This is a genomic window from Streptomyces sp. NPDC001914, from assembly GCF_042891215.1.
Taxonomy (GTDB): domain Bacteria; phylum Actinomycetota; class Actinomycetes; order Streptomycetales; family Streptomycetaceae; genus Streptomyces.
The window spans coordinates 168590-182233 of sequence record NZ_JBIASW010000008.1 but is presented as its reverse complement, the minus strand read 5'-3'; the positions used below and the strand labels follow the sequence as shown (position 1 = coordinate 182233).

The window sequence follows — 13644 nt, the reverse complement described above, 5'->3', positions numbered from 1 at the left end:
GCCTCGCTGCCCCGCAAGGAAGTCAGAGGAGTTCCATGGGACGCAACATTCGAAAACGACGTTCGCCGCTGGCCGTTCGCGCCGTAGCCGCGTCGGCAGCGCTCGCGATCGGCGGGGGTGGGCTGGTCTGGGCGAATTTCTACGCCTCGGCACACGAGAGCAACTCGGGCCGGAACACCACCAAGGCCGCGGGCACGCAGGTGGCCACCATCCAGTGTCCGGACGTCGGCCAGAAGCTGTCCAACGTTCCGAACCAGGCGCGGGGCCAGGTCGACGGGGAGCTGGCGACGCTCGACCAGCAGATCACCGCCGCCTACCAGCGTCTCGCGACCACCCGTGACGCGCAGGCGAGGGACGCGAGCTTCGTCCAGAACTCCATCCTCACGCCGCTGAAGCAGAACCGTACGGTGATCATCGACCGGATCAAGCTGGAGATCAACCGCGTCGGCGGCAAGGCTCCGGGCTGGCTCGACGGTCTCTCCACCTGCACGGGACAGCCCGCGAACGGGCAGACCAACGCCGGACAGAACAACGGCGGGCAGAACAACGGCGGCGCCACGGCGGCTCCGTCCGCGAGCGCGAGCGCCGGTGGCGGCGCGAACGCGGGCGCGGGTGCCTCCGCGAGCGCGAGCGCCCCCGCCAACGGAGGCGGTGCGCAGGCGGGCAACGGCGGGCAGGCCGGCAACGGCCCGGTCGCGGCCGACTTCGTCGACATCACGAAGGTCCAGCCGAACGTCGCCCGCAAGGCCCGGATCGGCTCCGCCGGTTCGGCCGGTACGTTCAGCTCGTCCTGCGGTGTCAACGCGAACAAGAAGTTCAACACGGACAACGTGATCGTGGCGCCCGGTGTCACCAACGGTGCGCACCACCTGCACGACTACGTCGGCAACCAGTCGAACGACGCCTTCGCCAACAACGACACCTTCGCGGCGGCCCAGACGTCCTGTGCCAACCAGGGTGACAAGTCGTCCTACTACTGGCCGGTCGTGCGTATCCAGAACGGTACGCAGGACTTCGACCAGAACAACGACGGCGGCGGCAAGGAACTGAACGTCGGCCAGATCCAGCAGGTGAAGCAGGCGCAGATCAAGTTCGTCGGCAGCCCGACCGCCAAGGTCGTCGCGATGCCGAAGTTCCTGCGCATCATCACCGGTGACGCGAAGACCACGACCAACGGTCTCGCGAACGCCAACGCGCACTGGAGCTGCACCGGCTTCGAGAACAAGGTGCAGCTCACGCAGCAGTACCCGATCTGCCCGCGGGGCAGCACGGTGGTCCGCACCTTCGCCTTCCAGAGCTGCTGGGACGGCGTGAACGCCGACAGCGCGAACCACCGTACGCACGTGGCCTTCGCCGACGCCCAGGGCAACTGCGCCAACGGCTTCAAGGCGATCCCGCAGCTCACGATGCGCCTGGTCTACGGCTTCCGGGCCCCGACCCTCACCAACGGGCAGATCAAGAACGCCTACGCGGTGGACGGCTTCCCTGAGCAGCTCCACAAGGCCGCGACCGACCACGACGACTTCATCAACGTCTTCAGCGACAACCTGATGAACAAGATGGTCAACTGCATCAACAACGGCCAGCGTTGCAAGTAGCACCCTGAAGCGAAGGCCGGTGACGGGATCTCCCGTCACCGGCTTTCCGCGCTTCCCGGAGCCGGGTCGCGGTCGGGCCGCCGAGGCGGCCGGGCCGCGACCCGGCTCCCGTCAGCCGCCGTGGTGACCGGAGTGCGCGGTCCCGGTCTCCCCGGCACCGCCGCCTCCCGCGTGGTGCGAGGCCCCCTGCTCCAGCGTCCCGCCGAGCCGGCCGCGCAGCGTCGTGACCATCTTCTGGTCCCCGACGGCGACCCACTTGGCGCCCACGAGGTACGAGCCGCCGTAGTCCTTGGCCCCGTCGAGCCACTCGCGCTGCCCGCGGTCGGTCGCGAAGGTCGCCAGGATGAACTTGCCCGTGCTGATCTTGCAGACACCCTGGCGGATCTCGTCCGCGTCGGTCTGGATGCTCGGCTTGCACTTCACCTCGGCGGCCAGCTCCTCCAGACTGCCGGTCGCCGTGGCCGGGACGGTCTCCTTCGCGGCACCGTCCTTGCCGTCCGATCCGCCGCCGCAGCCGGTCAGGGCCAGCAGGGCGGCCGCGGCCGCCCCGGCCAGAAGCTTCCCGCGTGTCAACCTCATACGTTCCTCCGGTACCTGTCGGCGCTCACGCCGAGAAGAGCCCCGGCCAGGGCTCTGCCTTCGATACGGCTGCGGGCACTGCCGTGCTCAATCCGGCCCCGCCGCGGACGGGGAACCCCTTACCGCCCGGGACACGGCTGTGCGAGGGTGGCACCCGTGAACGAAGACTGGGAAGAGCGTACGGCGGCGGCCTGGGCCCGCTTCGACGACTACGAGGAAGAGCGTGCGGCGGACTTCCGGGCGGTGATCGACGCGCTGGTCGCGGAACTGCCCGCGGACAGCCCCCTCGGCCCCTTCGAGCAGGCCTGCGCCTGGGACTCGACGGGCCACTCCGACAAGGCCGTCCCCCTGTACCGCGAGGCACTCGCCCGCGGCCTGAGCGGGTACAAGGGCCGCCGGGCGAGGATCCAGCTCTCCAGCTCGCTGCGGAACGTCGGACAGGCCGAGGAGGGCGTCAAGCTCCTCACTCCCGAACTGGTCGCCCCCTCGGACGAGTTGGACGACGCCGTACGGGCCACTCTCGCGCTCTGCCTCGCCGACCTCGGCCGTGAACGCGAGGGCCTGGCCCTGGTGATCGGCGCGCTGGCCCCCCATCTGCCGCGCTACCAGAGGTCGATGGCGAACTACGCCCGCCTCCTCGTGGAACCCGGGGAATCCGCGGACTGAGTCCGGGGACGCGTCCGCGAAGCCCCGCCCGCCCGGCGGGGCCGGTGACCATCCGCCGATTCGCTCGTTCTGCTGAACGTGCAGTCACAGGATGTAGCCCCGCGCCCCGCACCCTCCTCCGGAGCTGTCGTCGACGTCGAGCAGGCCGAGGCCGCGCTCGTCGAGCACTACCCGCGGCTGGTCCGGCTCGCCTACCTGATGCTTCCGCCGAGCCTCGGCCGCAACCGGCGCGTGCTGACCGCGCACGCCCTCACCCAGCGCGCGCTGCCGCGGGGCCGGGCGGCGGGCGACTCCTCCGTGATCCCCGCCCAGCAGAGCGGCGGCGGCCGTGACGGCGACCCGGGCTACGCCTTCGTACGCCTCCAGGTGGTGCGGATGGCGCTGGAGGCGGGGCTGCCGCTGAAGCGGTGGGCGTGGCCCAAGCGGTCCCAGCTTCCGCCGTTCCTCCCCCAGGTGTGGGGCCTGCGACTCTTCCCGCGCTCGGGCGGAGCCGACGAACTCGCCCTGGACCAGCGGCTGTCCGCGCTCTCGGGACCGGCCCGTGCCGCGTACGTGCTGCGCGGTCTGGAGAAGCTGGCCGACCCTCGGCTGCGCCAGGTGCTGGCGGCCGCCGGGGTGGAGGACACGGCCGCGGCGCTGAAGGAGGCCGCGGGCGTCGAGGCGCGGGACGCGCTGCTGGACTCCCCCGAGTTCGACCCCTGCTCGCTGCAGGCCCGGCCCACCGATCTGATGCGGCGCAGGCAGCACATGAAGGCCGCCCTCGCCGCCACCGCCGCCGTGGCCGTGTGCGGGGCGCTGCTCGCGCTGCCGGGCGACGGCTGGGGCCCGGACGGTGCCGCGGCCCCCTCCTACGCGCAGAACCCGGCCGCCGAGGCCGCGCTCGACCCGGCCAGGCTCCAGCGGGTGGCGTCCGCGGCCTGGGAGTCCTCCGCGCGCACCGACTTCTCGGTCTGGCCCGCGCGCGGCACTCTCGTCGACGACTCCGCGCTGCTGCGCCGCGCGCTCGCCGTCTGGGCCAGGCCCGGGGAGTCCGTCCAGGTCTCGGCGACGCCTGGCACCCCCTCCGGCGCCCCGCCCGGACCGCCTCAGCTGCTGTACGCGGGCACGGTGGACCAGGCCCGTGTGGTGCTCCTGTACGACGGTCTGCGCGTCGTGCGCTACGCCGAGCCGAAGGACGGCACGGGCGGCGCGGCCCTCGACTTCGCGCGGGTCGACGGGGCGAGGGGCGCGGAGGCGAGCGCGGTGGTGCTCGGCCGCGCCGATGGCAACGTCCGCTATCTGACGGCCCCCTGGGTCACCAAGGCCGCCGAGCGCGACCTGCTGAAGCCCTCCGCCGGGGCGATGGGCCTCACCCTGTCCGCGGACGGCTCCACCTCTCCGCTGGCCGGACCGCCGGCGACCGGAGCGTGCACGTCGTGGAACGTGCTCCAGGTCCAGGACGCCTCGGGCACCCGGCTGCTGACCGATCTCGGGGAGCTGGTCCCGGCCCACCTGACCGCGGGCCGGCCGGGCGCGCCCCGGGAGGCGTCGGGAGCGGAGAACCTGCGGGAGTGGGCGCCCTTCGCGTGCTCGCTGGCCTCCTCGCGCTCGCAGGGCGTACGGACCGTGAACGCCTGGGCGTACGCGCGCCAGCCGCTGCCCGACGGGAGCGGATCGGCCGCCTGGGTGTGCACGCGGGCCGACACCTGGCGGGGCGGCGGTACCCGGGTGATGGCCCAGTTCCGCACCCCGGGCGGAACGTACGGGGCGGTCGCCGCGCAGGCCGAGAACTCCCCCGCCTGCGGCTCCCGCGATCCGCACGTGCTCGCCGGTGTGCTGTGGAAGTCGGGCGCCGGAGCGTGGTATCTCCTCGCGGCCGGCGGCAGGGGCACGACCTCGGTCGAGGCGACGGGCGGGGTGCGCGGCTCCGCGGCGGGGTCCCAGCTCGCCGTACGGACGACGCAGGGGGCGCGGGCCGAGCTGAAGGGAACCCTGACGGACGGCCGGGACATCGGCGGGCTGCGCTGAGCACCCGTACTCCATACTCCACAAGGGACCGGACGCCGGGCGCGGATTGCTGACACGGACGTAAACAAGTGGGCGCAGAGGGCTTCTCCGAGCGTCTACCCGTCAGTACATTGACGCCATGTCTAACACGCAGGACCGGCAGCCCCGGCCGGTCGAGTCCGAGCGGACGGCTCTCAAGGCACGCAAGGTGTCGTTCTCGTGGGAGGACACACCGCTGCACTGGGTGCCCGACGAGCCGTTCGCCACGCACACCATGAACGTGCTGCACCTGCTGCTTCCGGCCGGCGAGCGGTGGTTCGTGCACGTGTACCGGCAGGTCCTGCCGCTCATCCGGGACGAGCGCCTGCGCGAGGACGTCATCGGGTTCATCGGCCAGGAGGCCACGCACTCGCAGGCGCACGACGAGGTGCTGCCCCACCTGGCGGAGCTGGGGCTCGACCCGACCCCGTACACCGCGCAGGTCGACTGGCTCTTCGAGAAGCTGCTCGGCGACCGCACGCTGCCCCCGGGCAGGGCGCGCCGCTGGTGGCTGCTGGAGCGCGTCGCCCTGATCGCCGCGATCGAGCACTACACCGCCTTCCTCGGCGACTGGATCCTGAACGCGGGAGAACTGGACCGGCGCGGCGCCGACCCGGTCATGCTGGACCTGATGCGCTGGCACGGCGCGGAGGAGGTCGAGCACCGGTCCGTGGCGTTCGACCTGTTCCAGCACCTCGACGGCAGCTACCGCCGGCGCGCGCGGACCTGGGCGACCGCGTTCACCGCGCTCGTGTTCCTGTGGCAGCGAGGCGCCCGGTTCTTCATGGAGAACGATCCGACGCTCGTGAACGGCCGGGCGAGCTTCAAGGACTTCTACACCAGCGGAAAACGGGGTGTGCTGCCGCCGACCGGGGACCTGCTGAGATCCGTCCCGCGCTACCTCAGCCGCACCTACCACCCCTCCCAGGAGGGCTCCACCGAGCAGGCGATCGCCTATCTCGCCTCCTCCCCCGCCGCGACGGCCGCCGAGAAGAACGCGGGTGCCGCGTGAGGCCCGGACTGCGGACGGTCGTCGCCGTCGCCGGTGCGGCCGTGCTCGTACGGCGGGCGATGCGCCGCCGGATCGAGGCGTCACCCCTGTGGCCGCTGCCCGCCCTGGAGGACCCCCTCTCGGGCCGGCCCCGCACCCGGGCCCTGCGGCTGCGGGTCGCCCGGCACGAGCGCGTCGCCGACGGTGTCGTCCTGACCCGCCTGGAGGGCACCGGCCTGCCGCCCCTGCCGTCCTGGGAGCCGGGAGCCCACCTCGATCTGGTGCTGCCCTCGGGACTCGTCCGGCAGTACTCCCTGTGCGGGGACCCGGAGGACCGCTCCGCGTACACCGTCGCGACCCGGCTGGTCGAGGACGGGCGGGGCGGATCGCGCGAGGTGCACGAACAGCTGAGGGAGGGCGTGCGGGTCGAGGTGCGCGGACCGCGCAACCGCTTCCCGCTGGTGAAGGCACCGGCGTACGTCTTCGTCGTGGGCGGGATCGGCATCACCCCGGTCCTGCCGATGCTGCGGGCCCTCCCGGAGGGCACCGACTGGCGGTTGCTGTACGGCGGCCGGACCCGCGCCTCGATGCCGTTCCTGGAGGAGATCGAGAAGCTGGACCGCTCGAAGGTCACCGTCGTAGCCGAGGACGAGGACGGACTGCCGGACCTGGACGCGCTGTTCGCGGATGTCGCCGCGGGCACGGCGGTCTACTGCTGCGGGCCCGACGGACTCATGACGGCGGTCGCGGCCCGGATCCCGGACGGCGCGGCACTGCACCTGGAGCGGTTCACCGCCCGCGCGCCCGACGGGGGCGACACCGCCTTCGAGGTCGAACTGCGGCGCAGCGGACGCACGGTGACCGTGCCCGCCGGCACGACGGTCCTCTCCGCGGTCCGCGCCGAACTGCCCGGCACGCTCTACTCCTGCGAGCAGGGATTCTGCGGAACCTGCCGGCAGCGGGTCCTGGAGGGGGAGATCGAGCACCGGGACGAACTGCTGACGGACGCGGAACGGGACGATTCGATGCTCATCTGCGTCTCGCGGACACGAGGTGCGCGCATCGTGCTGGACATGTGAACATCCGCCGCCCGGACCGGCCTGATCAGGGCCGGATCCGATCGGTAAAGTATCCGCATGACAACCGGGGTACGCCGCAGGATGGGTGTCGAGGAGCGACGGCAGCAGTTGATCGGCGTCGCCCTCGAACTGTTCAGCCGACGCTCGCCCGACGAGGTCTCCATCGACGAGATAGCCTCGGCCGCGGGCATCTCGCGCCCGCTCGTGTACCACTACTTCCCGGGCAAACTCAGCCTGTACGAAGCGGCGTTGCAGCGTGCCGCGGACGATCTCTCGGGCCGCTTCGTGGAGTCCCGCGAGGGTCCGCTGGGAACGCGGCTGCTGCGGGTGATGCGCCGCTTCTTCGACTTCGTGGACGATCACGGGCCCGGCTTCGCCGCGTTGATGCGGGGCGGTCCGGCCGTCGGCTCGTCGACCACCAACGCACTCATCGACGCCGTACGGCAGGCTGCCTACCTCCAGATCCTGTCGCATCTGGACGTCGAGGAACCGCCCGCCCGGCTGGAGCTGGTGATCCGGTCCTGGATCTCGCTCGTCGAGTCGACCGCGCTGATCTGGCTGGACGGACGGCGGATTCCGCGCGGCGAGCTGGAGGTGCAGCTCGTGCACGACTTCGCGGCCCTGGCGGCGGTGAGCGCCGCCTACGACCCGGAGGTCGCCGCGCTGCTGCGCACGGGCCTCAAGGACGAACCGGGCGACGGGCCGTTCACCGACCTCGTCGTCCGGCTGCTCGCGCTCGCCTCGCCGCCCGAGGTGTAACGGCGGGCGACAGGGCCTGTCGGACGGGGCGTGCCGCCGGGCCTACGCCTCGAACTTCCGGTAGGACGGGTCGAGGTCGCGCACCTCGGCCGACACGTGCAGCGTGACCCCGTCGACGGGCTCGACGTGCTTGCGGAGCAGTTCCAGCGTGGCCTCGGTCAGCCTGGCCTTGGTCTCGTCGCTGCGGCCGGCCAGCAGGGCGATGCCGACATGGACGATGGCGGGACCGCCCGTGCCGCTGGCCGCCTCGTCGCCGACGACCTCGTACTCGGTCCGCAGGGTGCGCAGCTTGCACCCCTCCAGCCGCGCGGCCGCGATCTCGACGATCACGGGGTGCAGTTCGAGCGCGAAGGCGCCCCAGTCGACGTGGTCGAGGGCCGGGGAGGTCTCGACGGTGATCTGCGGCATGGGCGCTCCTGTTCCCTGGAAGGTCCAGGTCACCCTAGCCCCCGCGCCGGTACGACGACGGGGGCGGCCCCGGACCCCCGTCGAACTCGGGGTGTCCGGGGCCGCCCCACCGGGTCGGACCGTTGTCACGGGGTCCGGGTGAACACCGCCACCGTGCGCGCCGGGACGGTGAAGGAGCCCGTGTCCTTCGCGTAGGACGAGGACTTGACGACCGCGTCCGCGCCGTTCGCCTGCACCGGGTGCAGGGTGTACGCGGAACCGGCCAGCGAGCCGACGGTCTGCTTCTGCTTCTCCGGGGTCGCGTTGAAGACGATCACGAGGTCGCCGAGGCGCGCCGTGATCACTCCGGGGGTCTCGTCCTTGCCCGACAGCGGGAAGGAGAGCTGCGACTGCACCTGCGCGGCCGTGGAGAGCGAGAAGACCTTCTCGCTCGTACGGATGCGCTGCAGGTCCTGGAAGGCGGCCGAGGTGCCGTCGATCTGCTCGCAGCCCACCTTGACGGAGGTCAGCAGCGGCTTGGCGAACGGCCACTTCGAGGTGTTGTCGGCGGCCATCGGCAGCCCGCGCCCGAATCCGTTGCCGTCCTGGCAGTTCCAGTGGATGGCGTTGAACCAGTCGCCGCTGTCGAAGGAGTTGCGGTCCAGCGACTTGGAGCGCAGCAGGTCGGAGCCGGCCTGGGAGAGGGACGGACCCTGCGAGAGGGTGGCCGTCGCCATCGCCAGGACCTGCATCCGGGACCGGTCGGCGGCGCTCGTCGACGCGGGCAGCTTGTACGTCAGCGCGTCGTACAGCGACTCGTTGTCGTGCGCGTCGGCGTAGGCGAGCGCGTCGCCGGGCGCGGCCGCGTAGCCCGCGGGCTGGCCGTTGTAGTCGACCTCGGAGCCCTTGACCTCCTTGCCTTCGGTGTCGGTGAAGCGGTACGCCGCCAGGTTGCCGGCCAGGCCGACCTTGATCAGGTCCTGGGAGTGCAGCAGGCGGGCCTTCTGCTCGGCCGGGGTGCCGTTGGCGGTGGAGGAGTTGGGGTCGGTGTACAGGCCCGAGGCGAAGCCCTGGACCCCGGGGTCGGAGTCGAAGGGGCCGCCGCCGCGGACGGCGTCACGGGCACGGTCGGAGAAGGTCGCGATGCCCGTCCCCGCCATGTTCTTCTGGGTGGCCTGGACGAACCGGGCGTCGTCGGCGACCTCGCCGAAGTTCCAGCCCTCGCCGTACAGGATGATCTTCTTGCCGTCGACGCCGTCCTTCGCGAGGGTGAGCCCGTCGAGGGCCTTCCTGACCGCGAGGATGTTGGCCTTGGGGTGGTGTCCCATGAGGTCGAAGCGGAAGCCGTCGACCTTGTACTCCTTGGCCCAGGTGACGATCGAGTCGACGACCAGCTTGCCCATCATGGCGTTCTCGGTCGCCGTGTTGGAGCAGCAGGTGGAGTTGGCGACGCTGCCGTCGGCGAGGAGCCGCTGGTAGTAGCCGGGGACGATCCTGTCGAGGACGCTGGTGTCGGCCTGGCCGCTCGCGGCGGTGTGGTTGTAGACCACGTCCATGACGACGCGCAGGCCGTCCTCGTTGAGCGACTTGACCATCTTGCGGAACTGGACCGTGCGCCCGGTGCCGTCGGGGTCGGTGGCGTAGGACCCCTCGGGGACCGTGTAGTGGTAGGGGTCGTAGCCCCAGTTGTAGGCGTCCTTGGCGGCGGTCTTGGCCACGCACTCCTGCTGCTTCTCGGAGTCGGCGGCGTAGGAGGCCAGGTCGCAGTCGGTGCTCTGCTGGTCCGCCTTCTTCTCGGGGATGGTGGCGATGTCGAACACCGGCAGCAGGTGTACGTAGGAGGTGCCGGACTTCGCCAGCGCCTTCAGGTGCTTGGAGCCGTCGCTGTTCTTGTCGGTGAAGGCGAGGTAGGTGCCCTGGTCCTTCGCGGGGACGGTCTTGTCCGCCACCGAGAAGTCGCGGACGTGCAGTTCCTGGATCTGCGCGTCCTTCAGCGGTACGGCTTTGGGCTTCAGAAGCGTGGCCCAGCCGGACGGAGCGAGGGACCTGGCGTCCAGGTCGACGACCAGGCTGCGCTTGGAGTCGGCGGTCAGGGCCACCGAGTACGGGTCGGTCACCTTGTTGGTGACGATCTCGCGGACGGTCGGCGCCCACACCTTGACGACGTAGCGGTAGGACTTGCCCGTCCAGGACTTCTTTCCGGTGACGGACCAGACGCCGGTGGCGCCGTCGCGCTTCATGGCGACGGTGGAGCCGGCCAGGTCGAGACTCACCGACTGCGCGGTCGGGGCCCACACCGAGAGGGTGGGGACTCCGTCGTGGTAGACCGGCCCGAGGTGCGCCTTCGTCGCGGGGTACAGGTCGTCGAGGGCTCCGGCGATCTGTACGCCGGTCGCCGCGAGCACGGCGCCGTTCGCGGCCCGCTGGGAGGCGACGAGCTGACCGCCGAGCGCGGAGCGCACCCGCTCACGGTCGCGCGGGTCGACGGACCAGGCGGTGTACGCCTTCAGGTGGGGGTACTTCGCCTTCTGGGCGTCGGTGAGGGTGGTCTTCCGCAGCCGCAGCCAGCGCTCGTCGTCGCTGGTCAGCCCGCCGTCCTTGACGGCGATCGAGCCGTCGTGGGAGGAGAGGAGCTGGGTGGAGACGGCGGCGTCGGAGCCGTTCCAGGCGACGGTGTAGCGGTCGATCCAGATCGCCTTGGAGGTGGTCAGGTCGAGTGCGGCGGCGCTGCCCTTGGGCTGCGGCAGCAGGTACCTCTCCTGGCCGCCGAGCAGCCACACCTCGTGGCCGTTGGCCGTGAGGTCCAGCGACTGGTCGGTGGGCAGGTCCTTGTCGTCGCCCTTGTGGATGATGTAGCTGAGGCTGCCGGCGCCCTCGGCGAGCGGCACCTCGAAGACGGCTCCGTAGGCGTCGGTCCGCACGGGCTCCAGGGGCTTCGTCCAGTCCGTGGGCGTCGCGGCCCCGGTCCAGGTGTGCAGGCCCCAGCCGGTGTAGTCGCCGTCGGCGCGGTGGTAGTGGATGACGGCCTTGGTCTTGTCCTGGGCGGGCAGGTCGGGCTGCTCGGTGAGGACGGTGTCCTTGCCCTGTTCGACCCAGACCTCGCCGGTCTTGGTGACGTCGATCGTGCGGTCGCTCGCGACGTCCTTGTTGCCGTCCTTGTCGATGACCAGGAAGCCGACGCTGGAGGCCCCGGGCTTCAGCTTCACGTAGGCGAAGGCGCCGTAGGCGTCGCGGCCGATGAAGTCGTGTCCGGCGGGCCAGGTCGTGCCCTCGCCGTCGGCGATGTCGCCCCAGGCGTAGAGGCGCCAGTCGGTGTAGTCGCCGTCCGTGCGCTTGTAGTGGACGACCGCGTAATCGCGGGAGGAGGCCGTCGGGACCTCCGGGGCGGGCGCGGTGCCGGTGGTGGACTCGGCGGTCGCGCTCGCGGTGCGTCCGGCCGAGTCGACGACGACGGCCTTGTAGCGCAGGGCGGTTCCGGCGGGGACGTCCTTGCCGATGGCCTGGGTGACCTTGTACGGGGCGTGGTCGGCGGAGCCGAGGACACGCCACGTGCCGTTGCCGGTCTGGGCGGCGAAGACGACCCGGTCGAGCTGTCCGCCGGTGACGTCCGCCGACAGTTCGACGGTGCCGGTGGCGCCCGCGGCGGGGGCCTTCAGCGTCAGCGTGGGCTTGGTCGCGGGGGCGGCGGGCTTGCCCGCGGCCTTGAGGACGATCGCCGATCCGGCCGGGACGGTGACGGTGACCTTCTTGTCGCCGTCGCTCTTCACCGAGGCCGAGGTTCCGTACAGGGCGCGGAAGTCCATGTCCGCCGAGCCGGTCGCGAACGTGGCCGACTTCGCCTCGTCCGCGTTGTTCACGGCGACGACGTACTCGGTACCGGTCTTCGCGTCGGTACGGGAGAAGGCGTACACGCCGGCGCCGTCCGCGGCGTACCGCTCCGTCTGGACTCCGTCGGCGAGGGCCGGGTTGTCCTTGCGGAGCTCGGACAGGGTGCTGATGGTCTTGTACAGCGGCGCGTTCGTGTCGTAGGCGTCGCTCGCGGCCGTGCGGTCGGTGCCGATCTCGTCGTCGTCGAGGTAGTCCGCGATCTTGGAGGCGAACATCGGCTGGCGGGCGTCCTTGTCGCCGCCGGAGCCGGTGAAGCCCTGCTCGTCGCCGTAGTAGACGACGGGGTTGCCGCGGCTGAGGAACATCAGCTCGTTGGCCAGCCTGTCCTTCTTCAGCAGCTCGGCGTCGGTCGCCTTCGGGTTGTCCTGGTCCAGGAAGTACCCGATGCGGCCCATGTCGTGGTTGCCGAGGAAGGTGACCTGCTCGTAGGCGTTGGCCTTGTCGGTCGTGTACTTGTAGTCGTCCGCGAACAGGGACGAGAGCTTCTGCGCGCTGCCGCCCTGCGAGGCGTAGGAGCGGGCCGCGTCCTGGAACGGGAAGTCGAGGGTGGCGTCGAGGCGGCCCTCGGTGACGTACGGCGAGGTGATGGAGGCGTCGGCGGAGTAGACCTCGCCGAACATGAAGAAGTTCTTGCGTCCGTGCCGGGCCGCGTACGCGTCGAGGGCGGTCGCCCACTGCGTCCAGAACTCCATGTTCACGTGCTTGACGGTGTCGATCCTGAAGCCGTCGATGCCGAAGTCCCGGACCCACTTCTCGTAGATCTTCTCCATGCCGCTGACGACCTCGGGACGCTCGGTCCACAGGTCGTCGAGGCCGGAGAAGTCGCCGTAGGTGGTGGACTCGCCGGCGTAGGTGGAGTCACCGCGGTTGGTGTACATGGTCGTGTCGTTGAGCCACGACGGGACCTTGACGTCCTTCTTCGCGGCCGGAACCGTCGGCGTGCGGGGGAAGGAGTCGGCGTCCACCGACGGGAACTTCCGGGTGCCGTCCGCGTAGTCCGCGTCGTCGAAGGGCCGGCCGTCCTTGGTCAGGTAGGGGAAGGCACCCTTGGAGAGGTAGTTGTAGGACTTCTCCTCGTAGTCGACGACGTCGGCGGTGTGGTTGGTGATGACGTCGAAGAAGACCTTCATGCCCTTGGCGTGGGCCTTGGAGATCAGTGTCTCCAGGTCCTTGTTGGTGCCGAAGTGCGGGTCGACCTTGGTGAAGTCGGTGATCCAGTAGCCGTGGTAGCCGGCCGAGGCGTCCGAGCCGGTGCCCTGCACGGGCTGGTTCTTGAAGATCGGCGCCATCCAGATGGCGGTGGTGCCGAGCCCCTTGATGTAGTCGAGCCGCTTCGTCAGGCCCTTGAGGTCGCCGCCCTGGTAGAAGCCCTTGTCGGCGGGGTCGTAGCCGGTCGAGAGCCTCGAACCGGTCAGTCCGCCCTTGTCGTTGGACGTGTCGCCGTTGGCGAAACGGTCCGGCATCACGAAGTAGAACTGGTCACGGGTGGAGTCGTGCCGTGACGGCTCGGCGGCGAGCTTCGCGTCCGACGGCGGTGCGGGCGGGGTCTGGGCCCGCGCCACAAGGGGTTGCGCAAGCGATACGGCCAGTGCGGCGGCGAGGACGGCTGCTCGCAGCCTGGGGCGGCTGGTGCGGCCCGCCGGCCCTCTCGGTATCAGGTCCACAGTCGTGA

General features: G+C 71.0%; 9 protein-coding genes. 6 read left to right on the top strand and 3 right to left on the bottom strand.

The genetic code is table 11. The annotated features are described in order from the left end of the window. The first annotated feature begins 35 nt into the window (after positions 1-35). Positions 36-1598 carry a DUF1996 domain-containing protein gene (locus ACFYYF_RS23515; protein WP_388778769.1) on the top strand — a complete coding sequence of 521 codons (1563 nt, stop codon included), beginning with the start codon at positions 36-38 and terminating at the stop codon, positions 1596-1598. A 111-nt stretch (positions 1599-1709) separates the two neighbouring features. Here the strand turns inward: ACFYYF_RS23515 and ACFYYF_RS23510 are convergent, their stop codons facing one another. Beyond that, the gene (locus tag ACFYYF_RS23510; RefSeq protein WP_388778766.1) at positions 1710-2177 is read right to left on the bottom strand and encodes a hypothetical protein; all 468 of its coding nucleotides are present in this window, start codon (positions 2175-2177) and stop codon (positions 1710-1712) included. Positions 2178-2333: 156 nt separating this feature from the next. On the opposite strand from ACFYYF_RS23510, the gene ACFYYF_RS23505 reads away from it, so the two are divergent. The 5 genes from ACFYYF_RS23505 (at position 2334) to ACFYYF_RS23485 (ending at position 7697) form a co-directional block, all read left to right on the top strand. Beyond that, positions 2334-2843: a tetratricopeptide repeat protein gene (locus tag ACFYYF_RS23505; RefSeq protein WP_361694956.1), complete on the top strand. Its 510-nt coding sequence runs from the start codon at positions 2334-2336 to the stop codon at positions 2841-2843. Between the two features lie 78 nt (positions 2844-2921). Then, entirely contained in the window at positions 2922-4850 is a 1929-nt protein-coding gene (locus ACFYYF_RS23500; RefSeq protein ID WP_388778764.1) for a hypothetical protein, read from the top strand. A gap of 118 nt (positions 4851-4968) precedes the next feature. Continuing rightward, positions 4969-5880 (top strand): metal-dependent hydrolase, encoded by a 912-nt coding sequence (locus tag ACFYYF_RS23495; RefSeq protein ID WP_388778762.1) that lies wholly within the window; start codon positions 4969-4971, stop codon positions 5878-5880. 59 nt (positions 5881-5939) lie between these two features. Continuing rightward, on the top strand, positions 5940-6938 hold the full coding sequence (locus ACFYYF_RS23490; RefSeq protein ID WP_388779197.1) for a PDR/VanB family oxidoreductase: 999 nt from the start codon (positions 5940-5942) through the stop codon (positions 6936-6938). A gap of 57 nt (positions 6939-6995) precedes the next feature. After that, positions 6996-7697 carry a TetR/AcrR family transcriptional regulator gene (locus tag ACFYYF_RS23485; protein WP_388778759.1) on the top strand — a complete coding sequence of 234 codons (702 nt, stop codon included), beginning with the start codon at positions 6996-6998 and terminating at the stop codon, positions 7695-7697. Positions 7698-7739: 42 nt separating this feature from the next. Here the strand turns inward: ACFYYF_RS23485 and ACFYYF_RS23480 are convergent, their stop codons facing one another. Further along, positions 7740-8105, bottom strand: a complete 366-nt coding sequence (locus ACFYYF_RS23480; protein WP_388778757.1) for a 5-carboxymethyl-2-hydroxymuconate Delta-isomerase — start codon at positions 8103-8105, stop codon at positions 7740-7742. A gap of 125 nt (positions 8106-8230) precedes the next feature. Continuing rightward, complete coding sequence (gene pulA, locus ACFYYF_RS23475; protein WP_388779195.1) at positions 8231-13630, bottom strand: pullulanase-type alpha-1,6-glucosidase; 5400 nt, start codon at positions 13628-13630, stop codon at positions 8231-8233. Between the last annotated feature and the right edge of the window lie 14 nt (positions 13631-13644).

Bases quoted from the DNA above. Each gene is read 5' to 3' on its own strand.
- ACFYYF_RS23490 (WP_388779197.1), top strand. From the start codon at position 5,940: ATGCGCCGCCGGATCGAGGCGTCACCCCTGTGGCCGCTGCCCGCCCTG.
- ACFYYF_RS23515 (WP_388778769.1), top strand. From the start codon at position 36: ATGGGACGCAACATTCGAAAACGACGTTCGCCGCTGGCCGTTCGCGCC.
- ACFYYF_RS23485 (WP_388778759.1), top strand. From the start codon at position 6,996: ATGACAACCGGGGTACGCCGCAGGATGGGTGTCGAGGAGCGACGGCAG.
- ACFYYF_RS23510 (WP_388778766.1), bottom strand. From the start codon at position 2,177: ATGAGGTTGACACGCGGGAAGCTTCTGGCCGGGGCGGCCGCGGCCGCC.
- ACFYYF_RS23480 (WP_388778757.1), bottom strand. From the start codon at position 8,105: ATGCCGCAGATCACCGTCGAGACCTCCCCGGCCCTCGACCACGTCGAC.
- ACFYYF_RS23495 (WP_388778762.1), top strand. From the start codon at position 4,969: ATGTCTAACACGCAGGACCGGCAGCCCCGGCCGGTCGAGTCCGAGCGG.